Annotated in this window: 24 protein-coding genes; 20 read left to right on the plus strand and 4 right to left on the minus strand. The window is 39.6% G+C overall.

Annotated elements, in window-relative coordinates; translation table 11 throughout:
* Window positions 1-35: 35 nt before the first annotated feature.
* The gene (gene mgtE / locus strainIA91_RS10430) at window positions 36-1,415 is read right to left on the minus strand and encodes a magnesium transporter (protein WP_400166721.1); all 1,380 of its coding nucleotides are present in this window, start codon (window positions 1,413-1,415) and stop codon (window positions 36-38) included.
* 273 nt (window positions 1,416-1,688) lie between these two features.
* Complete coding sequence (locus strainIA91_RS10435; protein ID WP_400166722.1) at window positions 1,689-2,579, minus strand: diacylglycerol/lipid kinase family protein; 891 nt, start codon at window positions 2,577-2,579, stop codon at window positions 1,689-1,691.
* A gap of 91 nt (window positions 2,580-2,670) precedes the next feature.
* On the opposite strand from strainIA91_RS10435, the gene strainIA91_RS10440 reads away from it, so the two are divergent.
* Together strainIA91_RS10440 and strainIA91_RS10445 are read left to right on the plus strand one after the other, a co-directional pair.
* Complete coding sequence (locus strainIA91_RS10440) at window positions 2,671-3,570, plus strand: SDR family oxidoreductase (RefSeq protein ID WP_400166723.1); 900 nt, start codon at window positions 2,671-2,673, stop codon at window positions 3,568-3,570.
* A 419-nt stretch (window positions 3,571-3,989) separates the two neighbouring features.
* Complete coding sequence (locus strainIA91_RS10445; protein ID WP_400166724.1) at window positions 3,990-5,930, plus strand: ATP-binding protein; 1,941 nt, start codon at window positions 3,990-3,992, stop codon at window positions 5,928-5,930.
* A 742-nt stretch (window positions 5,931-6,672) separates the two neighbouring features.
* Here strainIA91_RS10445 and strainIA91_RS10450 read toward each other — a convergent pair.
* Both strainIA91_RS10450 and strainIA91_RS10455 read right to left on the minus strand, forming a co-directional pair.
* The gene (locus strainIA91_RS10450) at window positions 6,673-7,239 is read right to left on the minus strand and encodes an indolepyruvate oxidoreductase subunit beta (protein ID WP_400166725.1); all 567 of its coding nucleotides are present in this window, start codon (window positions 7,237-7,239) and stop codon (window positions 6,673-6,675) included.
* Window positions 7,236-8,837: a thiamine pyrophosphate-dependent enzyme gene (locus tag strainIA91_RS10455; protein ID WP_400166726.1), complete on the minus strand. Its 1,602-nt coding sequence runs from the start codon at window positions 8,835-8,837 to the stop codon at window positions 7,236-7,238. Before strainIA91_RS10455 ends, strainIA91_RS10450 begins: the two co-directional genes overlap by 4 nt.
* 1,126 nt (window positions 8,838-9,963) lie before the next feature.
* Between strainIA91_RS10455 and strainIA91_RS10460 the strand changes: the two genes are divergently transcribed.
* The 18 genes from strainIA91_RS10460 (at window position 9,964) to strainIA91_RS10545 (ending at window position 23,667) form a co-directional block, all read left to right on the plus strand.
* On the plus strand, window positions 9,964-11,439 hold the full coding sequence (locus strainIA91_RS10460) for an O-antigen ligase family protein (RefSeq protein ID WP_400166727.1): 1,476 nt from the start codon (window positions 9,964-9,966) through the stop codon (window positions 11,437-11,439).
* A complete protein-coding gene (locus strainIA91_RS10465; protein ID WP_400166728.1) occupies window positions 11,436-11,705 on the plus strand; it encodes a hypothetical protein in 270 nt (89 codons plus the stop codon). Before strainIA91_RS10460 ends, strainIA91_RS10465 begins: the two co-directional genes overlap by 4 nt.
* Before the next feature lie 60 nt (window positions 11,706-11,765).
* A complete protein-coding gene (locus strainIA91_RS10470) occupies window positions 11,766-12,839 on the plus strand; it encodes a hypothetical protein (RefSeq protein WP_400166729.1) in 1,074 nt (357 codons plus the stop codon).
* A complete protein-coding gene (locus strainIA91_RS10475; RefSeq protein ID WP_400166730.1) occupies window positions 12,836-13,426 on the plus strand; it encodes a hypothetical protein in 591 nt (196 codons plus the stop codon). Before strainIA91_RS10470 ends, strainIA91_RS10475 begins: the two co-directional genes overlap by 4 nt.
* Before the next feature lie 162 nt (window positions 13,427-13,588).
* Window positions 13,589-14,509, plus strand: a complete 921-nt coding sequence (locus strainIA91_RS10480) for a BF3164 family lipoprotein (RefSeq protein ID WP_400168259.1) — start codon at window positions 13,589-13,591, stop codon at window positions 14,507-14,509.
* Window positions 14,510-14,550: 41 nt separating this feature from the next.
* Window positions 14,551-15,075 carry a hypothetical protein gene (locus strainIA91_RS10485; RefSeq protein ID WP_400166731.1) on the plus strand — a complete coding sequence of 175 codons (525 nt, stop codon included), beginning with the start codon at window positions 14,551-14,553 and terminating at the stop codon, window positions 15,073-15,075.
* A gap of 114 nt (window positions 15,076-15,189) precedes the next feature.
* On the plus strand, window positions 15,190-15,663 hold the full coding sequence (locus strainIA91_RS10490) for a M23 family metallopeptidase (protein ID WP_400166732.1): 474 nt from the start codon (window positions 15,190-15,192) through the stop codon (window positions 15,661-15,663).
* Window positions 15,664-15,733: 70 nt separating this feature from the next.
* Window positions 15,734-15,979 carry a hypothetical protein gene (locus tag strainIA91_RS10495; RefSeq protein ID WP_400166733.1) on the plus strand — a complete coding sequence of 82 codons (246 nt, stop codon included), beginning with the start codon at window positions 15,734-15,736 and terminating at the stop codon, window positions 15,977-15,979.
* Between the two features lie 95 nt (window positions 15,980-16,074).
* Complete coding sequence (locus tag strainIA91_RS10500) at window positions 16,075-17,094, plus strand: BF3164 family lipoprotein (protein ID WP_400168260.1); 1,020 nt, start codon at window positions 16,075-16,077, stop codon at window positions 17,092-17,094.
* Window positions 17,095-17,135: 41 nt separating this feature from the next.
* Window positions 17,136-17,660 (plus strand): hypothetical protein, encoded by a 525-nt coding sequence (locus strainIA91_RS10505; RefSeq protein WP_400166734.1) that lies wholly within the window; start codon window positions 17,136-17,138, stop codon window positions 17,658-17,660.
* A 114-nt stretch (window positions 17,661-17,774) separates the two neighbouring features.
* Window positions 17,775-18,248 (plus strand): M23 family metallopeptidase, encoded by a 474-nt coding sequence (locus tag strainIA91_RS10510; protein ID WP_400166735.1) that lies wholly within the window; start codon window positions 17,775-17,777, stop codon window positions 18,246-18,248.
* 70 nt (window positions 18,249-18,318) lie between these two features.
* Window positions 18,319-18,579: a hypothetical protein gene (locus tag strainIA91_RS10515; protein ID WP_400166736.1), complete on the plus strand. Its 261-nt coding sequence runs from the start codon at window positions 18,319-18,321 to the stop codon at window positions 18,577-18,579.
* A 100-nt stretch (window positions 18,580-18,679) separates the two neighbouring features.
* Complete coding sequence (locus tag strainIA91_RS10520) at window positions 18,680-19,687, plus strand: BF3164 family lipoprotein (RefSeq protein WP_400168261.1); 1,008 nt, start codon at window positions 18,680-18,682, stop codon at window positions 19,685-19,687.
* Complete coding sequence (locus tag strainIA91_RS10525) at window positions 19,687-20,253, plus strand: hypothetical protein (protein ID WP_400166737.1); 567 nt, start codon at window positions 19,687-19,689, stop codon at window positions 20,251-20,253. Before strainIA91_RS10520 ends, strainIA91_RS10525 begins: the two co-directional genes overlap by 1 nt.
* A gap of 114 nt (window positions 20,254-20,367) precedes the next feature.
* Window positions 20,368-20,841, plus strand: coding sequence for a M23 family metallopeptidase (locus strainIA91_RS10530; protein ID WP_400166735.1), 474 nt, complete (start codon window positions 20,368-20,370; stop codon window positions 20,839-20,841).
* Between the two features lie 70 nt (window positions 20,842-20,911).
* Window positions 20,912-21,154: a hypothetical protein gene (locus strainIA91_RS10535; protein WP_400166738.1), complete on the plus strand. Its 243-nt coding sequence runs from the start codon at window positions 20,912-20,914 to the stop codon at window positions 21,152-21,154.
* A 90-nt stretch (window positions 21,155-21,244) separates the two neighbouring features.
* Window positions 21,245-22,270 (plus strand): BF3164 family lipoprotein, encoded by a 1,026-nt coding sequence (locus strainIA91_RS10540; protein WP_400168262.1) that lies wholly within the window; start codon window positions 21,245-21,247, stop codon window positions 22,268-22,270.
* Window positions 22,271-22,563: 293 nt separating this feature from the next.
* Complete coding sequence (locus strainIA91_RS10545) at window positions 22,564-23,667, plus strand: efflux RND transporter periplasmic adaptor subunit (RefSeq protein WP_400166739.1); 1,104 nt, start codon at window positions 22,564-22,566, stop codon at window positions 23,665-23,667.
* Window positions 23,668-23,683: the final 16 nt, after the last annotated feature.

A 23,683-nucleotide genomic window follows, 5' to 3' on the forward strand; every position in this document is an offset into this window, starting at 1 on the left:
CAAAGCAACGAAAAAGGATTGATTTAAGAGTTAAATCAGAGTCCCAGAATCAGGGTCACGGTGGTAAAATAGATCAGGAGTCCGGTGATATCCACAATTGTTGTCAGGGCCGGGCTGGCAACCACAGCCGGGTCCCATTTCATCTTTGCGGCAATGAGGGGAAGGACGGCTCCAAAGAGCGTGGCAGACAGCACCTGGAGTCCCAATGCCACGGCAATGGCGATACCCACCATTTCCATGGTATAGCCATAGGGAATTGTTGTTTTCCCTCCCAGGAGGAAGACCCGTCCGAAAGCCATGGCACCCAGGAGAAGTCCGAGGAGGAGGGCCACTTTAAATTCTTTCAGGAGGATTTTAAAAATGTCTCCCGGTTCCACCTCATCCAGGGCCAGGGCCCGGACGATAAGGGAGGCAGACTGTGAGCCTGTATTACCGCCGGCGGCAGCCAGCATGGGCATAAAGGCAACCAAAATGGCAAATTGCACCAGCATATCTTCGAACTGCTGGACAATCATCCCGGAGATGAGTCCCAGGATAGCCAGGACAAAGACCCATACACCGCGGTTTTTAAAGTGTTCCCAGGCAGACGTTTTCATATAAGCAGCTGATTCGTGGCTACCGGCAATGGCCATGAATTTTTCCATGTCTTCCGTGTGTTCCTGGGTGATAATATCCAGGGCATCATCGTGTGTTACGATACCTACCAAAGCATCCCCGCCGTTGATGACAGGAATAGCGATCAGATTATATTTCTGAATTTTCCGGGCTGTTTCTTCCTGGTCATCGGCAACGCGGGAGCAGATTACCTCCCGGTGCATTAAATCTTCGATTTTGGTATGGGGTTTGGCCAGAATCAGGTCTTTTAGTGAGAGAAAGCCGATGAGCTTCCGGTTTTGGTCAATCACATAGGCATAATAGATCGTTTCTTTGTCTGGAGCCTGGAGTCGCATGCGGTTCAGGGCTTCACCGGCGGTGATATCTGGGGGCAGGGCCACGTAATCGGAGGTCATTACCGAACCGGTGCTTCCTTCCGGATAAGACGCCAGGCGGCGGATGTCCTCACGCTCCGCATGGGCCAGGGATGGAAGCAATTCTTCCTGCTGTTCATCAGAAAGGAGCTGAAACAGATCGGCCCGGTCATCATGGGGCATGGCGGTAAACAGGCGGGATGCTTCCCCCCGGCTCAGTGTCATCACCACATCCACCTGAAGATCTTCATCCATATTGATGAGGACAGAGGCCTGATGTTGCGGCGGGAGGACGGACAAGGCCCTTCGGATTTCTTCCGGTTCAAATTCAGACAACCATTCGGCAATCCGGACCGGATGTTCAGACTCAAAAAGTTCTTGCAGGGCGCGGGTATCATTATTGGAAATCAATTCCCGGATTTCCGGGATCAGAATCGTATTTTCCATGGGCCACCTCCGATATTTGCCACATTGATTGTTCTCCATGCGGCCGGAGGCAAACCCTTATCCGGATCAGTCCCGGAATAAGATCAGCACAATGGCCGCATGGGTCCGCTTTCGCGGGCCGGGGTCGTCTTGATCGCTTTGACTCAGTCCCTGAGTAACTCTAAGACAACTCATGCATCCTCCATTTGCTGTTATACACTATCGGACAATTTGTCCGTTTTTCGCGTGAAATTTAGCTGGCAATGTTTCTATGGTGCAAGTATTTTATTGAGATTATTCCAGCGTACAAAACTGAAGTGCCGACGGCAAAACCTTCACTTCCAGGGGGGTGACCCCGAAAATTTCTCCATCCGGATTGCAGAATTTCGCCGGGATCGTAGAGGCTTTGACGTGCTTACCCCGGTAAATTATTACACTGGGATGCTTGATATGAGTCCCCTTAAATACTTTTGGAAATGTTTTTAACATCTCTTTACGGGTGATTTGATTTAAAACCATTATTTCCATTTCACCGTCATCTAAACGGGACGTTGGACTGATTTTCATATTTCCAGCCACCCATACAGAGTTGCAAAAATAACAGAAATTTGCTTTATGGTGATACTTCTTTCCGTCAATTTCCAGACTCAGTTCATGAGATCGAAGACGGGTCATCTCTTTTAACACGCCAATTGCATAGGCTGTATATCCCAATCTTTTCAATGGTTCCGAAGACAGGCTCACATCCGCCACAAAGCCAAATCCAAGATTATTTACAAAATAGTACAGACTGTTTTCTGTGGTAAAACTGATAATATCCACCGGACGGGAAATATTTCGCTTCACGGCCCTGATCCCATCTTCCAGTGTAAATATTTTCAGGTCCTTCGCAAAAGAATTGCCGGTTCCTATTGGAATAATACCAACCGGTGGTATCTTTTTACCGGCATTATTCATAAGCCCGTTGACAATTTCGAAGAGTGTCCCGTCGCCCCCCACAGAAATTATCGTATCCGTTTCATACAGATTAAGGCTTTTCACAATCTCGGTGGCGTGAAACCGGTAAATCGTTCTGTGAGGTATAACCTCATGTCCTGCTTCTTTAAGGAGCCGGTGAATTTCGGGATAGGTTTTCATGCCCCGTCCCCTGCCGGCATGGGGATTGAAGATAAGCTGGATTTTCATTGTTCCCTGTCTTTCCTGTGTTTGCCGGATAAAATACACCATTCTCTATTTTTTTAAAAACTTTTTATCCTTAAGATTGGGCGGACAAATCATGACCGACAATAATACAACACTCTCCAATCCATATTTATGGGATAAACCCCGTCCCCGTTTTTTTATTACGGGAAGTCGTGGATTTTTGGGACACTATCTTTCGGCTTATTTCCACAAGCAGGGCTATTATGTATTTGAATCTCATGCATTTCATCTGCGGATTGATATACCGTCCAATCTTGAGCAGGTTCTGATGCGGCTAAAACCGGACCTCATCATCCACCTGGCAGCTTTTCACCGCTGGGAGAATCCCTCCGACCAGGAACGGGCATTAAAAGTCAACGTGGAAGGGACGGCCAACCTGCTGGATATTGCCGAATTGCTTCACATTCCTGTCCTGTTTATCTCAACTGATCAGGTTTTTGACGGCCGGAAAGATCAAGTCTACAGCGAAAAAGATCCGGTGAATCCCCTCTCTTATTACGGCCGGCTGAAGGTCCGGGGGGAAGAACTCATTCAAAATGCCGAACTGCCGGCATACTGGATACTCCGGCTGGCACCTGTCTGGAGCGAGGAGGTCCATATACCCTATACCCGGCAAAATTTCCTGGCGGGGATCGTCCGTGCCTTTGAGGGACAAAGCCGGGAGTGGCCTGCAACGATTTACGGTGGGCTCATACATCGTGAAATGGTGGCTCAAACTATAGACGGGTTGTTTCAACGGGGGAAAAACGGCATTTATCACCTGGCATCAGATACAAGCCTGAGTTATTTCGAACAAGCCCGGTATATGGCCCGCTTTCTGGGGCCGTCAAAAGAACTGATCGCCGATACCATCCGGGCATCTTCTCCACCGCCCCGGAATTTTCGCATGAATACGGAAAAAATTACCCGGACACTCGGGATCACAATTCCAACATTTGAAGAAGACGTGAAAAAATGGCTGAGGAAAGAATAAATTTAGACGAATTTATAAATAGATATGGAATAGAAACCTGAGAAACGAACCCACAATAAACGATCACATGAACTTTCTTCTACTCTCTTATCGCCCTTTCAGAAGGATTCACCGGATTGAGTACTCAGATACCTTCATAACCCGTCGTAGAATATATAATTAACAATATAATCTTGCTTTCAGGCCGGGACCGGTGTATTTTATCCCCGGGGGTGCTTTAAAATGCGAGTTTTCATATATTTTTATATCATTGTAACGTCATCTTTCTAACCGGTTGTCCGGTCCGTTATTTTCAAATACCACCCGTCATTTTTCATCTTTTATCCCCCGTCAAATTATTCTAACTTATAAATAATCGATAAGCAATATAACCGGGATGATTATTTCTAATATCAAACCGGAACAGAAAGGAATATGTTATGACCGATTTGTTTTTGGGATATGAGAACCAGGAAAGAATCACTTTATCCGCCGCCTCTTTACAGCGCCACTTTGCCTGTTTTGGAAGCAGTGGAAGCGGTAAAACCGTCGTATCAAAAGTCCTGATTGAAGAACTGGCCCGACATGGAATTCCGGTCATTGCCTTTGATCCCCAGGGGGATATTGCCAGCCTGGCGTCACTGGCTGACGAAGAAGAAATATCCAAATTTAATGATCTGCCGGAGATCCGTCGTCAATATGGTGACAAGGTAGAGGTCTGCATCTGGACACCTGCCAGTACACGGGGAATACCCTTGTCTCTGAATCCATTTAATTTTTCGGCACTGGAGGGATTGAACAGTGAGGAGGCCATCCGGTTTCTGGCCAATGCCGCCAAAAACATTACAACCCTTATTGGATACGACCCGGGCAAAAATGATGGCCGGGCCGTGGAAGCTTCCTTTATTATCATGTTTGAATATGCCGTGGAAAACCACATCCCCCTGAACAGTTTTAAGGATTTGATTTCCCTGATGGACAAGCTCCCGGAATCCCTCGTAAAATCCCTGAACAAAGTCATCGATCTGAAAGTCCTGGACTCGGTCAATCAGAAACTGAGCCTTTATACGGTCGGTACCAACCGACTGCTTTTTGATTTAAGCCGGGCAGTTGGCATTGAGGATTTGCTGGGAATAAACAATGAGAGTGGAAAGACACGCATATCTATTATCTATCTGAACACCCTTCACAATCCGGAAGAAAAAGAGTTTGTGATCGCCGTCATCACAGAGATGCTCTACCAATGGATGCTGAAAAATCCCCTCACTAATCCTGAAAAGGCTCTGCAGTGTGCATATTATATCGATGAAATCGCTCCCTATATCCCACCGGTCCGCAAACCGGCCTGCAAAGAGAGTCTGACCGTTCTTTATAAACAAGCCCGGAAATACGGTGTGGGATGTATCCTTGCCACCCAGAATCCGGGGGATATTGACTATAAAAGCATCGCCCAGTTTTCCACCATGGCTCTGGGGAGCCTCTATACACAGCAGGATATTAAAAAAGTCCGCAACCGCCTGGATTCACTGGCACCCAAAGATGCCGAGAGGATTGCCAATTCACTCCCCGGACTGGAAAAGGGAAATTTTATCCTCCTTTCCCCTGATAACCTGAAGGATGTGATCACCATGAAAAGCCGGTGGCTGGTGACAGAACATAAAGTGTTGACGGAAACAGACATTGACCACCTGACCGATGACAGGCTCCGTCAGTACTATCTGAAAAAGGACCTGCCGGAAGAGAAAACATCATCTACCGAAAAATCGTCACAACGCGAAAACCTTCCCCCTGTCACCGCAGGTGACAACGAATTCTTGATGCTCAAGCCCCAGGTATTTGAAAAGGATTTGGGGAAAGAGCTGAAATCCCATCTGTCCGGCGGAATGATCAAAAAAGAAAAAGCGGGACAATCCTTTTTAAAATATTTCCCTCTGATCAAAACCCATATTCAGATTGAGCAAAAGAAGGGACTCTTTAAGAACAAGAAAGAGATCCTGGAAGAGAATCTCTACCTCACCTGGAAACAGATGAAAATTACCAGTTTTCAGAAAAAACGGCTCAGCGTGGATACTCTTTTTGATAAAAATCCTGACAAAATCACCGATGTGGATGACATGGGTACGATTCAGGCCATCCCCAAAAATGAAATCGCCACGGATCTGAAACTGGACAAACTGAAACTGAATGAAAAAAGCATCCGCCATACCATTGAGAATAAATACGGTGTGACCTATGTGGGCGCTGATATCATCCTCTATCCCTATTGGGAATGTACCATTGAAAGCAAAAAGGGGGATGGCCGACGAAACGTGTATATTGATGCCGTGACGGGGTATACGCTGCCGGAAGAAACAATGAGCGAGTTGAGAGTTGAGAGTTGAGAGTGATGAGTCTGAGTTGAAAGTTTTGAGTTGCCTCCCGCTGAGGGCGCTGAGACGCAGAGAGGATTGATTTGTTTGCCTGCCCTGTGAAAAACAGTCGACAGTCGACAGTCAAAAGTTGAAAGTCGAAAGACAGTAGCGAGCCCCGTGAAATGAGCGCAGCGTATTTCACAGGGGATTGATTGGATTGGGGGATTGGCACTTCGCTGCACGCAGTGTTATAGGATTCAAGCGGCACTATGTGCCGTTCAATTGCTTCACTACGTTCAGCATTCAAGCACTGCTTCGCAGTGTTCAAAAAAGAAGTCCAGTCACCTATTGAAATCTGCAAAGCTGGGATTGAAGATCGAACGAAGTGAGATCCTTGAACGCTGCGCTGCAGCGTTTGAAAGCCGCGAAGCGGCTCTTGAACCCCTGAGCCCCTGAACCCTTGAACCCATGATCTCTTGAACCCTTGAACCCATGAACCCATGAGCCCCTGAACCCATGAACCAACCATCAGGAGCGAAGCGACGCCAAATTCCAACTTCCAGCTTCTAACTTCTTATTCTTGATTGATTCGATTGGATGATTGATTGGATTGGAATATTTTCCCTAACTGAAACCGAGAAATAAGAGGGATGAGATATATGATTTCGTTTAGGTAGCGCCCCCCACCCCGGGGGTAAAATACACCGAAATGCGACACAATGCAAGATAATATTATTATTCATATAAATAGATATTCATGTTTAGTGGAGAATCAATTCATCCTGCCCTTATCAAAGGCTATGAGATTGAGCTCAATAATCCGTTCTGTTTTCGTCTTAAACAAATCCCTGACCCCCTCTTTCAGAAATTCCGGAGAAAGTCCCAGTTTTTCAGCAGCCGCCCCCAGCATAACCATATTGACAGACCGTGAAGAACCGGTTTCTTTGGCAATATGATCCGCATCCAGAATCCGGTAATTTTTCACCTGCCTGATTTCATTCAGGATGAATTCAATGTCCGGATAATTGCGAATGTTGGTAAACGGTGTGCTGTTCGTGATTATCCATCCCCCGGGAGAGAGATAAGGCAGATAACGGAGGGCTTCCAGAGGTTCAAGGGAGAGAATCAGATCCGCATTGCCCCGGGGAATGAGGTCCGAATAGACCGGTTTGTCAGAGATTCTCATGTGGGACTGAACATCCCCGCCCCGTTGGGACATGCCGTGGACTTCCGCCTGTTTGAGAAAAAGTCCCCGCTTTAAAGCAGCATATCCAATAACTTTGGCAATGGACAGAATCCCTTGTCCACCCACACCGGCTAAAATAATATCCCGTTTCAAGCTTTTCCCTCCTTCCGTCTTTTGCCCAATACATGGATGCAGGGTCTGCGAAAAATCACAACCGAAACACCCGGATACTCAATCTCTTCGTTCAGGGCCTGTACATTTTGATCCTGTTCTTTCGGCAGGGGTGTTAAAACGCGAATATGCTCTTTTTCTACCCCCAGCGCTTCACACACTGCCTCGATTTTCCCACCGATCACCGAATCCTGCATGCCTGTCATGGCTGTGGTATCATTATCCAGAATGATTAAAACCACATTACTTTTTCGGAATGTTGCGTCGGAAAGGCCAGTCAATCCGGAATGGCCAAAAGTGGAATCTCCGATCACGCCCACAGACGGAAAGAGTCCACCTTCCGCCGCACCCACAGCCATGGTAAAAGACGCCCCCATATCCACACAGGTGTTAATGGCATTAAATGGCGGTAAAAATCCCAGCGTATAACAGCCGATATCGGAAAAAACGTGTCCGGAACCATAGGGCTCCAGTGCTTTATTCAGGGCTTTAAAGGACTCCTGGTGGGGACAGCCGGCACAGAGAGCCGGAGGCCGGGGGACCATAAATTCAGGTTCTTTATAGCTTTCTCTCAGAGGGAGTCCCAGCGCTTTGCGTACCAGGCCCGGATTCAGTTCGCCGTCCCGGGGCAATGTGCCGTCCAGCCGGCCTTTCACGGATAGTCCATCTGCGCCGAAAATACCCCGTATCATCTCTTCCACGATCGGCATCCCCTCTTCCAGGATCAACAGTGTATTACACCGGGACCGGAGTTCAAGAAACATTTTTTCAGGCAGGGGATACTGACCAATTTTCACCACCGGATATGGACATTCATTTTCGAGGAAATTCTCCATCAGGTAGTTGTAAGCCAGTCCGCAGACCACAATGCCCAGGGAATGATCCGGTCCGTCGATAAACTGATTGTAAGGGGATTTTTCCGACGCCTGCACCAGCATATCCTGCTGTTCCAGCAATTTGCGATATTTTTTCCGGGCGAACGCGGGAAGAAGCATAAACTGATTCGGATCCCCGGGTAAAGAGAGGGGATTCTCTTTCAGGATTTTTTGGCGCACGATCAGTGAACGGGAATGGGCCAACCGGGTGGTCAGGCGGACCATCACCGGCAGGTGGAAGCGCTCCGACAGTTCAAATCCCGCCCGGGCCATATCGTAGGCTTCCTGCTGGTTTGAAGGCTCCAAAACGGGAATCATGGCAAACTTGCCGTAAAAACGGGAATCCTGTTCATTCTGGGAAGAATGCATGGAGGGATCATCGGCCACAGCGATCAGCAATCCACCGTGTACACCGGTAATGGCCGAATTCATAAAGGGATCCGCCGCCACATTGAGTCCCACATGCTTCATGGTCACGATCGCCCGTTTTCCCGTATAGGACATTCCCAGAGCCGCTTCCAGGGCCGTTTTCTCGTTGGCAGACCAATCCCGTTTGACACCTCTTTCAGCCGCATCACTCTCCCGCTGAATATATTCAATGATCTCCGTCGAGGGTGTCCCCGGATACCCGAAAGCACCCGACAATCCTGCATCCAGTGCTCCCTGGGCAAACGCTTCATCACCAAGCAAAAGCAGTTTATCCATTTTTTATCCTTATCTTATAATCGAGGAGCTATCTCATGAATTATAATAAATTAAAAGTATGAAACTTTAATTTAAGGTGCAAAATATTCATGAGCAATATATGGGACCGGATTTGCAAATATCAAGCAGCGTATTTTTTTCAAAACTCATATCACATATCTTATATTTCAATAAATCATCTAATACTTTGAGCTTAATATTTATATCTACCAGTATATTTAACAAATGAAATATTCATAAGCATCAGACACATTTCCGGTATAAATAAAAGTAGCTTCATGTTTCTGTAATAATCAATCTTCAGATTTAATTCAATAAACAATAGGAATACTAATACATTTATTATTATCCACGCATTTTTGTTGTGAATTTGATCTTAAAAAAACCCACTTCTTATGATGTATCGTGACAATTTTCGATTTTTATAATGTTCCACATGAAAAAAAAAAAATTGCTTTTATCATCATATAACTTTATTATAGATTGAAAGAAGAAAAACATATCAATCAAAAAGGTCTTACAAACTGGAACAAAGCGATCACTTAAATAAGTGTAATAAATCCAGTCATTGAATAAAAAGTAATCTGAGTTATAAAAAAGATGGACTGCATCATAACTAATCACCAGAAGATATTAGAAATTATACTGATAAATCCATTCCAGATTATTTTTATATTTAAATTTTGTTGATTTCAAATCATTATCGGTAATTAATGAAAATACCAAAAAAAATTTGAGATTATAACAAGTGAATATATTTCCACGACAACAGCGGTTTTGGGAAATCATTTATAATTGCATTTTAATATCACCACTCTTTACAATTTATATTTATTCTGATAATTTGGTGAATGGTCGTTATACACTGAAATATTTCTATTTTGTAATGACTGGTATTGTAATAATAAGTCTCGTATCTATAATAACATTATTTAAAAACAAGGCAATAACGATAAGTAATATTGATTGTTTGATCATAATATTCTACTTATATCTCTTTGTACGAATGGTGTTCACGTCCAATGTCCCCCTTGAAAACACGCGTTTTATCACATATACAGTCTTACTGGTTTTGTATTTTATATGGAAAAATCAATTCAAAAATAATCATTTTTACCAGGTATACATGTTTGGTTTATTAATGGTTGCCTCGGGGCAGGCTATATATGGATTGATGCAATTCTATCATATAATACCCTTACCCCCCACAATCGGCTTATTCAAAGTAACCGGTAATTTTGGCAACCCTTCACCGTATGCATCATTCCTCGGTCCGTTGGTTCCTTTATCGTTAGGAATCTATTTGTTGACAGATACATCAGCACCTCTGAGAGACGAAATAAAGAATATTTCCTTCATAACTTTTTTACTTTTAGTGCTGATATTACCGGCAACACACAGCCGTGCGTCATGGATTGCCGCCGGGATAACTTCTTTACTTATTTTAAATAGAAAATGGAACGTTATCTTCCGGCTGAAAGATATGATCCATTCACGCTTTTACCGAATTAGTTTGATTGTATTGTTGCTTCTTATTTTTAGCGCTGGTGCTGTCAGCTTATATCATTTCAAAAAAGATTCCGCTCTCGGTCGCCTTATTCAATGGAAAATTTCCACTCAGTTGATTGCAGAAAAGCCCGTATTCGGTCATGGGTATAATCAATTTGAACGTATCTATAATGACCGGCAGGCGGAATATTTTTCAACCGGTAAACGTTCTGAACAGGAAAAACGAATTGCCTCTTATACCATTCACGCTCATAATGATTATTTGGAATTATGGACGGAAACCGGTTTTATAGGATTGTTGCTTTTCCTGGCAATTGTATCATTCGCACTTATTAAAACGAAAAACACAAATCTAAATTATACCATGAAAGTTGCTTTGTTGGCATTTCTTATAGAAGCACTGTTTACCTTTCCATTTCACATTTTACCTCAACTCATTGTTTTTACAAGTATGCTCGCTTTTATCGGCAGTAATTTGAAATCAGAGAGAATCATGAGCTATCCTAAAGTACTGTCGGTGGCAGGTCTTTTATTCGTATCAATATGTGCCGGCCGTCAGGCAAACAATTATAATGCGCACAAAATCTGGCATCAGGCCAATATGTTATCCTCCGGTCAGGTGTATGAAGCTGCAGATAAGCTCTATGAAAGTTTATATCCTGTTTTAAAATCCAACGGGGCTTATTTATTGAATTACGGCGGTACCCTGACATTGAAAAAACAGTATAACAAGGCGATTCCAATTCTTCAAAACGCATTATTATTCAGTAATGATCCCAATATTCATCTATCGCTTGGGAATTGTTACCTTGAGTCGGGAGACTACCGTCAGGCGGAAAAATATTATCAAAAAGCGGAGGCCATAGAGCCCTATAAATTTTATCCGAAATACCTTTTAGTCAAATTGTACGCAAAAACGGCAGACGAAGAAAAACTTTGCCGGAAATGCAAAGAGATTCTAGCAATGAATATCAAAGTGCATTCTACAGCCGTTGATCAAATAAAAAAAGACGTCATGACTCTCACAGGCGGGTGTCGCGAACCCGGCGGTGTAAATGAAAGTGTAAACAAAAAAAGAAAGGAGAAGCCATGAAAACCAAATGGTGGAAAAAAGCCTGTATTGGTCTCTTTGTGGTGGCGATGTTGATGAACCTCACGGTTTATTTTGATTCAGCCGGAGAACGTTCATCGGATCTGAATCTCGGAAATCTGAATGTGAATCTCTTTCAGAAAGCCTATGGGTATACTGTCACAAGTTGTACAGAACTCGGGTGTTGGGGTGGTACACAAAAATGTGGCGAATACACTGTGGGTGATAACGGAACCAGATATTGCTACCAGAAAGAAGGCGATTATTAAGTAAAATTCGGGTGGTTATACAATTGTATAGCCACCCGTGTAAATCCAGGAGGTCCGTTAATGAAATTAAAAACAGTGACAATATTAATATTATATCTTCTTTTAATTTCTTGTGGGAAGAATAAAGATATTGACGATTCATTTAAATCTTTAGATAGTAGTATCAAAAATGTTATCCTCCATAGTTATAATAAAAGTAAAAAAGAAAAGCAATCATCACACAAAAGGAATTTTAAATCTACACCTGAATTGATTAAAAAATTTTATATTGGTGATTCGGTTTTTAATCCGGGATTTATGGACGGAATTGACAGTAGTCTATATATCTTAGATCTCAGTAGTATGAGAATTAACGAGATAAACTATACGTTAGGCAGAGTAAATAATTCTTTTGGCAAAGGGAAGGGACATGGGCCAGGTGAATTAATAAGACCAACTGATATGGTTGTTGCTGATCATGTTTACATATCAGACGTAAGCAAAGGAACCATTGAAATATATTCTTTAAACGGTACATATTTAAACACCATTAAATTGAATTCCTGCTCACCATATAAATTTATAATTACCAAAAACCATGATATTATAATAAACAATGAATTAGATCTTATATTCCCATTTTATAAATATAATTCAGAAGGAGCGTTTTTAAAAAAATTCGGAACCAATCTTATATTAAGGAACATTAAATCTGGTCTTTTTCATGATATGAAATTATGTACTGTTTCAGATACTTCATTCTTACAATTACCAATAAGGTTGGGAGTTATTGGTTTATATAAAAATGATGAACTTGTATTAATAAAAGAAACAATTGATGGCAAACAAATTAAGCCGGATGGAATAATATATGGTGAAAATTATGTTCATACTGATAAATTGAATTATTTATACACATCTTTATTTGAAACAAGAAATGGTAATTTCCTGATACTATATAGTAAAAAATCAAAAAAAGGAATTAAAGAAGGAGTGTTTGATGTATATAATATTAACACTCTAAATTATTTAACAAGTTTTAAACTTGAAGGAAATATTTACGGAATATCTTTAATAATTGATAAACTTTTAACATTGGATCATGACTCAGTTAGTCTTTGGGATATAAGTAAGATAATTGAGGATAATAAATGAAAAAAATTGTTATATACTATATATCAGTTATGATTGCCGTTATTTTGATATTTATAATAAATATGAACTATAAAAAAATCTCTAAATATGTTGATACTTTTCTAAAATTCAAATTTAATCAAGTGAAAAATATATCAGAAAATCAAATGAAAGGTGAGGGAACTTATATAGATTTACCTCAACATATTATAAATGACAAGAAAAGAATACTAGGGAAAATTATAGATATATCACAAATCGAATTTGCTAATATTACTTCACCTTATAAGTATTTATGGGTAATTCATGAATCTGATTGTGAAAGTTGCATTGAAAAAGCAGTCTTATTAATAAAGAATTTGGGGGAATACGATATTTATAATATTGTTTATTTATGTGACTCGGGGGTAAAAAATATACCTTCTAATAATTCCAACATTATTATTTGTTCTGAAGTTGATAGTTTTCTTAATACAATAAAATATGTAAGTACTCCCGTTATTTTTAAAATTGATTATAATAGTAATATTGTAACAGATGTATTTTTCCCAGGAATAGATTCAGAGATTTACTTTGAACACTTTATAACTAATTATCCTTATGAATAGAAGACAGCTACCGGAAAAAAAACCATGCGATTTGTATCCCTTTTCATCATCATTTCTCTGTTGATGTCCTGTTCCAAAGATAAACGAAATGCACAGTATTTTGAAAACTATCATCAGTTTTCATCATTTCCAGAGGAACGATACGCTGAGATTCAGCCATTAATGCATGAAGGGTTTAATTTACCCCCTTTTTATTTTACATTAATTTTTAACAATTACTTAATATTTGAAAACTCCTCGAATGATAAGGAAACGATGATTCAGATTTATAATATGAATAATGGTACAATCATAAACAAATTTGGCAGACAGGGGCAAGGAGAAGGGGAATTTCTTGGAATTAAATTTTTAAATGTTGATAGTAATGCTTTAGGAATATACGATGTAACCTTATGCCGGATAACGTATTACACGATTGATAAATTGCTATCAGGATTTTCAAAGCCGGATTCCATGAAAAAAGTATCCACGGATTTTGGGATTCCTTACTTTATTCAGAAAATTGATTCCAACCGCTATGTGGCCAGTGGGATGTTTCATCCTAACCGGTATGCTATTCTGGACCGGAACCTGAACATCATCAGCACTCATCTGCCTGTTCCACAAAAACTGCTGGACCTGGCAAATAATAAATACACATACAGTTTTTATCATGCCGGCATTCTTTATAATGACAGTTTGAAACGATTGGCTGTCGGGATGACAACGTATGATATGCTGCAAATCCTGAATACGGATATTGAAGTCATAAAATCAGTCCACGGACCGGATCACAACTTTCCGGACTGGACGGGAAAGCAAAAATTATCACCTGAAGGTTATTCACCTTTAACCGGAAGTACACATAAGATTTACGGCGTTTACTCCGGGGAAACGCCTTCAACAATCAATGACTGGATCAAATCTTTCGGGAAAAACATTCATATCTTTGATTGGGAAGGGCGTCCCTTGAAACGAATCCGAACCGATTACAGGATCGGTAATATTGTCATATCCGAATCACAAAAAAGGCTCTATCTTGTGTATTACGATGAGGAGTATTTCCGGTTTGGGTATATTGAATTGCTGGAGGATGAGATATGATGCCTGTTTCTAAATTCTTCCGGACAACATGGAGATACCTGATGGTTGCTTTGATCCTTGCCGTAGGAATAATCTTTGCTTTCAATTTTGTGAATAAACCGAATAGTACTCCAAATCTCTATCAAAGAAAAATATTATCGGACAAAGAACATATAACAGGAGAATCAATTTATTTTATTAATTCTGTTTTCCCCTCGATGGATCACACGATAAAGGCACGAAACCTGCTTTTAGTTACAAATATTTACAGTTGCCAGGGATGCAATGTAGAAGGTGAGCATCTCATTCAAGGAATAAAGGATATACCGGTATATATTTTTGCCCTTGATGACAGAGATGAAAAATTAAAGATAAGGACTGAACATTTGGTTACGTCAGACAGTGTTTTTCAATATGTCCGAAAATTAAATAATATCGATACACCGGTGATTCTTGCTTTTACTGATAGTTTTATAGTTACTAATGCTTTTTTTCCGGGTACCGAAAGCCAGAAAGAATTTGATATGTTATTATCATCAGTCAGATATGAAAATAATGTCATTTCTTCCCATACTACTTCAAAATAGCGTATGAGTATGAAGACCTCTTTTTTTGTTAAAATATGTAAACTGTGTATTTTTCTACTTATCGTTATTTTGTTATTGTTTAACATTAAGATATTATCAAGTTATAGATTTGGATTGAAACTAAATATTTGGAAGTATTATAGCTATACGGCATCAAAACCAACACAAATCCATTTACCAATCAAAGATTATAATTATAATCATATCACGGATACCTATGGAGCACTACGGCCAAATGGCAGAAAGCATGATGGACAGGATTTGTTTTGTGATATCGGAACACCAATACAGGCTGTTGTCAGTGGTAATATTGTATATAAAGGAGATGATAAACTTGGCGGTAAAGTTATTTATTTACTGGGTATCGACAACAGACTTTATTATTACGCACATTTATCTGCATTTTCAAAAATTGAAACCGGACAATTCGTACGCCAGTGCGATATAATTGGTTATTCGGGAAACAGCGGTAATGCCATAACAACACCACCCCATCTGCATTTTGAAATCATGGAAATAAAGTGGCTTTTTCCGTTGATTTATAAAAGTATAAATCCCTTAAATGAATTTGAAAAAGAGAGGTTATGACCCTCACAGGCGGGTGTCGCGAACCCGGTGAAGTAAATGAAGGTACAACACAAAAAAGAAAGGAGAAGCCATGAAAACCAAATGGTGGAAAAAAGCCTGTATTGGTCTCTTTGTGGTGGCAATGTTGATGAACCTCACGGTCTATTTTGATTCAGCCGGAGAACGTTCATCGGATCTGAATCTCGGAAATCTGAATGTGAATCTCTTTCAGAAAGCCTATGGGTATACCATAGAAGTTCCTGGTATATGTGTCTATAATCCAGAGTTTATTTGCACATTTCCAGAAATTACAATTGTAAAGCACAAAAACACCTAAAGAGGACCAGGGGTGGCCAATTATATTGGCCGCCCCTTTATTCGGAGAAAAAAAACATGCGATATATACCTCTTTTCATTATTTTTTTTCTGTTTATGTCCTGTTCCAAAGATAAACGGGATGCACAGTATTTTGAAAACTATCATACATTTTCATCATTTCCCAATGAGAGATTGGATAAGATTAAGTCACTGGATTCTAATACGTTTGAATTACCGCCCACCAGATTGTTTATTCTTAGAGACACTTATATTTTTTTAGAAAATTCAGATAATGATGAAGTCGTGCTTTGGATCTATGATTTACAAAAAAGAACCGTAATTCAAAGATTGGGCAGGAAAGGCAAGGGACCGGGAGAATTTCTTGGGATTACCGGATATATAAAACTGGACAGTAATACTTTAGGAATATATGATGTGACCTTATGCCGAATAACGTATTACTCAATTGACAAATTGCTATCAGGATTTTCAAAGCCGGATTCCATGAAAAAAGTATCCACGGATTTTGGGATTCCTTACTTTATTCAGAAAATTGATTCCAACCGCTATGTGGCCAGTGGGATGTTTCATCCTAACCGGTATGCTATTCTGGACCGGAACCTGAACATCATCAGCACTCATCTGCCTGTTCCACAAAAACTTCTGGACCTGGCAAATAATAAATACACATACAGTTTTTACCATTCTGGAATTCTATATAATGACAGTTTGAAACGTTTGGCTGTCGGCATGAAAACGTATGATATGCTGCAAATCCTGAATACGGATATTGAAGTCATAAAATCAGTCCACGGACCGGATCACAACTTTCCGGACTGGACGGGAAAGCAAAAATTATCACCTGAAGGTTATTCACCTTTAACCGGAAGTACACATAAGATTTACGGCGTTTACTCCGGGGAAACGCCTTCTACAATCAATGACTGGATCAAATCTTTCGGGAAAAACATTCATATCTTTGATTGGGAAGGGCAACCCCTGAAACGAATCCGAACCGATTACAGGATCGGTAATATTGTCATATCCGAATCACAAAAAAGGCTCTATCTTGTGTATTACGATGAGGAGTATTTCCGATTTGGGTATATTGAATTACAGGAGGATGAGATATGATGCCTGTTTCTAAATTCTTCCGGACAACGTGGAGATACCTGATGGTTGCTTTGATCCTTACCGTAGGAATAATCTGTGCTTTCAATTTTGTGAATAAACGGAATAGTACTCCAAATCTCTATCAAAGAAAAATATTATCGGACAAAGAACATATAACAGGAGAATCAATTTATTTTATTAACTCTGTTTTTCCCTCGATGGATCACACGATAAAGGCACGAAACCTGCTTTTAGTTACAAATATTTACAGTTGCCACGGATGCAATGTAGAAGGTGAGCATCTCATTCAAGGAATAAAGGATATACCGGTATATATTTTTGCCCTTGATGACAGAGATGAAAAATTAAAGATAAGGACTGAACATTTGGTTACGTCAGACAGTGTTTTTCAATATGTCCGAAAATTAAATAATATCGATACACCGGTGATTCTTGCTTTTACTGATAGTTTTATAGTTACTAATGCTTTTTTTCCGGGTACCGAAAGCCAGAAAGAATTTGATATGTTTTTATCATCAGTCAGATATGAGAATAATGTCATTTCTTCCCATACTACTTCAAAATAGCGTATGAGTATGAAGACCTCTTTTTTTGTTAAAATATGTAAACTGTGTATTTTTCTACTTATCGTTATTTTGTTATTGTTTAACATTAAGATATTATCAAGTTATAGATTTGGATTGAAACTAAATATTTGGAAGTATTATAGCTATACGGGGTCAAAACCAACACAAATCCATTTACCAATCAAAGATTATAATTATAATCATATCACGGATACCTATGGAGCACTACGCCCAAATGGCAGAAAGCATGATGGACAGGATTTGTTTTGTGATATCGGAACACCAATACAGGCTGTTGTCAGTGGTAATATTGTATATAAAGGAGATGATAAACTTGGCGGCAAAGTTATTTATTTATTGGGTATCGACAACAGACTTTATTATTACGCACATTTATCTGCATTTTCAAAAATAGAAACCGGGCAATTCGTACGCCAGTGTGATATAATTGGTTATTCGGGAAACAGTGGCAATGCCATAACAACACCACCCCATCTGCATTTTGAAATCATGGAAATAAAGTGGCTTTTTCCGTTGATTTATAAAAGTATAAATCCCTTAAATGAATTTGAAAAAGAGAGGTCATGACCCTCACATGCGGGTGTCGCGAACCCGGTGGAGTAAATGAAGGTAAAACACAAAAAAGAAAGGAGAAGCCATGAAAACCAAATGGTGGAAAAAAGCCTGTATGGGTCTCTTTGTGGTGGCGATGTTGATGAACCTCACGGTTTATTTTGATTCAGCCGGAGAACGTTCATCAGATCTGAATCTCGGAAATCTGAATGTGAATCTCTTTCAGAAAGCCTATGGGTATACCATAGAAGTCCCAGGAATCTGCCTCGAGTCTCCATATGATGAATGCGAGTTCTATTTAGAGAACGGTATCCTAATTATAGACGACTACAAAAGGGTACTTTAGATCTTAAATACTTGGTGGGGCGGCCAGTTTATTAGCCGCCCCTTTATTCGGAGAAAATACAATGCGATATATACGTATTATCATCATCATTTCCCTGTTGATGTCCTGTTCCAAAGATAAACGAAATGCACAGTATTTTGAAAACTATCATCAGTTTTCATCATTTTCAGAGGAACGATACGCTGAGATTCAGCCATTGCTACATCAGAAATCTAATCTACCTCCTTTATATCTTACATTAATTAAAAATAATTATTTAATATTTAAAAACTCTTTAAATGATAAAGAAACGATGATTTGGATTTATGATATTAATAATGATACAATCATAAATAAATTTGGCATGAAAGGTAAGGGTCCGGGAGAATTTCTTGGAATTAAATTTTTAAATATTGATAGCAATACTTTAGGAATATATGATGTGACCTTATGTCGGATAACTTATTACACGATTGATAAATTGCTATCAGGATTTTCAAAGCCGGATTCCATGAAAAAAGTATCCACGGATTTTGGGATTCCTTACTTTATCCAAAAAATTGATTCCAACCGCTATGTGGCCAGCGGAAGGTTTCATCCATACCGGTATGCCATTCTGGACCGAAACCTGAACATCATCAGCACTCATCTGCCTATTTCACAAAAATTGCCGGACTTTGCAAATAATAAATTCTACCATGCCGGCATTCTATATAATGACAGTTTGAAACGATTGGCTGTCGGGATGAAAACGTATGATATGCTGCAAATCCTGAATACGGATATTGAAGTCATAAAATCAGTCCACGGACCGGATCACAACTTTCCGGACTGGACGGGAAAGCAAATATTATCACCTGAAGGTTATATACCTTTGACCGGAAGTACACATAAGATTTACGGCGTTTACTCCGGGGAAACGCCTTCAACAATCAATGACTGGATCAAATCTTTCGGGAAAAACATTCATATCTTTGATTGGGAAGGGCGTCCCCTGAAACGAATCCGAACCGATTACAGGATCGGTGATATTGTCCTATCCGAATCGCAAAAAAGACTCTATCTTGTGTATTACGATGAGGAGTATTTCCGGTTTGGGTATATTGAATTGCTGGAGGATGAGTTGTGATGCCTGTTTCTAAATTCTTCCGGACAACATGGAGATACCTGATGGTTGCTTTGATCCTTGCCGTAGGAATAATCTTTGCTTTCAATTTTGTGAATAAACCGAATAGTACTCCAAATCTCTATCAAAGAAAAATATTATCGGACAAAGAACATATAACAGGAGAATCAATTTATTTTATTAACTCTGTTTTTCCCTCGATGGATCACACGATAAAGGCACGAAACCTGCTTTTAGTTACAAATATTTACAGTTGCCACGGATGCAATGTAGAAGGTGAGCATCTCATTCAAGGAATAAAGGATATACCGGTATATATTTTTGCCCTTGATGACAGAGATGAAAAATTAAAGATAAGGACTGAACATTTGGTTACGTCAGACAGTGTTTTTCAATATGTCCGAAAATTAAATAATATCGATACACCGGTGATTCTTGCTTTTACTGATAGTTTTATAGTTACTAATGCTTTTTTTCCGGGTACCGAAAGCCAGAAAGAATTTGATATGTTTTTATCATCAGTCAGATATGAGAATAATGTCATTTCTTCCCATACTACTTCAAAATAGCGTATGAGTATGAAGACCTCTTTTTTTGTTAAAATATGTAAACTGTGTATTTTTCTACTTATCGTTATTTTGTTATTGTTTAACATTAAGATATTATCAAGTTATAGATTTGGATTGAAACTAAATATTTGGAAGTATTATAGCTATACGGGGTCAAAACCAACACAAATCCATTTACCAATCAAAGATTATAATTATAATCATATCACGGATACCTATGGAGCACTACGCCCAAATGGCAGAAAGCATGATGGACAGGATTTGTTTTGTGATATCGGAACACCAATACAGGCTGTTGTCAGTGGTAATATTGTATATAAAGGAGATGATAAACTTGGCGGCAAAGTTATTTATTTACTGGGTATCGACAACAGACTTTATTATTACGCACATTTATCTGCATTTTCAAAAATAGAAACCGGGCAATTCGTACGCCAGTGTGATATAATTGGTTATTCGGGAAACAGTGGCAATGCCATAACAACACCACCCCATCTGCATTTTGAAATCATGGAAATAAAGTGGCTTTTTCCGTTGATTTATAAAAGTATAAATCCCTTAAATGAATTTGAAAAAGAGAGATCATGACCCTCACAGGCGGGTGTCGCGAACCCGGTGAAGTAAATGAAGGTACAACACAAAAAAGAAAGGAGAAGCCATGAAAACCAAATGGTGGAAAAAAGCCTGTATGGGTCTCTTTGTGGTGGCGATGTTGATGAACCTCACGGTTTATTTTGATTCAGCCGGAGAACGTTCATCAGATCTGAATCTCGGAAATCTGAATGTGAATCTCTTTCAGAAAGCCTATGGGTATACCATAGAAGTTCCTGGGATATGTGTCTATAATCCTAATAGTAGATGCATTTTACCTGGGATCAGCCTTTGGGATCACAAAGAATAGTTAAATAAGACAGGGGGTGGTCAAATACGATTGATCGCCCCCTGTTATGGAGAATATATGCGGTATTTTCTTATTTGGTTATTTCTTCTTATGCTTACATCCTGTTCCACTAAGACAAGTGATGAACAATTTTTCGAAAATTATCACTCTTTTACATCGTTTCCCGACGAAAGAGAGTGTGAGATTAAGTCGTTGGTGCTATATAAATTTGTGTTACCACCGCTAAGATTGTTTATTTTTCAAGATACTTATATTCTTTTTCAAAATTCAGTTGATAATGAAGCAATGCTTTGGATCTACGATATTACAAAAGGAGAATTTATCCAAAAATTTGGCAGAAAAGGGAAAGGACCAGGGGAATTTATTGTAATTGCAAGGATTATTCAAGTCAATGAAAATACTATAGGAATATTTGACGGGACTTTATCAAGGTTTAGTTATTATAATGTTGATAATATTTTGTCCGGAGTTATAATGCCGGATTCTATAAAAAAAATACCTGTGGATTACGGCCTTCCTTTGGATATCCAAAAATTTGATTCCAACCGCTTTATCTCTTATGGGACATATTATCCCAATCGTTATGCTATATTTGATAAAAACTTTGATATCATCAGTACACACGTATCTATTCCAAAAAAAATATTAGATGTTTCTAATTTTACTTTTATCCAAAGTTTTGATCATCCCAATATTATATATAACGATAATATAAAAATGTTTGCTGTCGGCATGAAAACGTATGATATGCTGCAAATCCTGAATACGGATATTGAAGTCGTAAAATCAGTCCACGGGCCGGATCACAACTTTCCGGACTGGACGGGAAAGCAAAAATTATCACCTGAAGGTTATATGCCTTTAACCGGAAGTACACATAAGATTTACGGCGTTTACTCCGGGGAAACGCCTTCAACAATCAATGACTGGATCAAATCTTTCGGGAAAAACATTCATATCTTTGATTGGGAAGGGCGTCCCTTGAAACGAATCCGAACCGATTACAGGATCGGTGATATTGTCATATCCGAATCACAAAAAAGGCTCTATCTTGTGTATTACGATGAGGAGTATTTCCGGTTTGGGTATATTGAATTGCTGGAGGATGAGTTGTGATGCCTGTTTCTGTATTCTTCTGCAAAAGTGAGGATAACTAATGGGTACTATGATCGAAAACATAAATATTAAAATGGATTTAGTCAATAAACCATCCGGAGCATATATAATTATTAGCTTCATTAACATGTTCTACCCTATTACTGTCTACCAGAAATTTAAATTTCCACATCACTACTTATCATATCTAATAAAGATTAATATTTTTTCTAAATAGAATTTATGTATATACTTGTAACAAACACCATAAATTGTCCATGAGAATTAAGATAGCAGCACTAAAAAGGAGACACATGAGAAGAGCATTGTTGATCAGTCTTTGTCTGATAGTAATTGCCTGCGAAAAAGACAAAACTGTAGATATAGAGAAGGTAAAGGATACATATAGCCCGGGAGTTTCCGTTGACATGGAAGCAGTGCATCGAGGCGACTTATATGAATATATCGAGACAACGGCAATTTGTATGGCAAGTGAGAAAGGTATTATTGAAAGCAGAGTTTCCGGTAATGTGCTGGAAATCAGAGCAAGAGATGGCCAGGAATTTGAGAAAGGCGACACCCTCTTTATTCTTGATGCGGAATCATTCCGTAATGAATGGGCTATGATACAGAGTAAATTTGTCAAAGCGGTTTCTGATCTGATTTTGGAACTGGAATCAGAAAACCAGGCAGAGACTGCGGCGGTTTGGAACTCTTATCTGAAAACGATAGACAGACAAAACTTTTCAATAAAAGCACTGCCGGATAATGACAATGTAAAATTAACAGTTATGATGGCAAGACTCGATATCCTGACGCTCTATCAGCAATTAAAAACATATGAAAAACAAATCGAATATTGTGTCATTCGTGCTCCCTTTTCCGGTATTATATCCGATATGGATATCTATGTCGGGGCGTTGGTTCAAGTGGGTCAACCCTTGTGTAAGATGACAAATTTATCAACAATGAACCTAAGCGTTAATATCCTCGAAAATGAATTGCATCATATCAAAGTCGGTTCAGAGATTCAGATACTGTTTGACGGACAGCAAAAAACCCACGTAAGCTATATATTACCGACGATTGATGTTGAACGCCATACCGGTACGGTATTGGCACACATTGAAAATCAAACCAAGATTCTAAAAGACGGACAGCATGTGCGTGTTAAACTGGTTAAAAACATTTATGGAAATAGAATCTACATCCCAAGATCAGCAATGTTATCACGAAACGACCGGGATCTGGTGTTTATAGTGAAGGATGGCATAGCGAAGTGGCAATATGTTAAAACTGGATTTGGAAATAGTGAATTTATCGAAATTATCAGCGGTTTGTCTGAAGGAGACACCGTTATTACTGGTGGTCATTATTCACTTGGACACAATGTTAAAGTAAAACAACGGGCGAACTAAGATGCTTCCTATCCGA

Source organism: Candidatus Neomarinimicrobiota bacterium (assembly GCA_041154365.1).
Classification (GTDB): Bacteria; Fidelibacterota; Fidelibacteria; order Fidelibacterales; family Fidelibacteraceae; genus Fidelibacter; species Fidelibacter multiformis.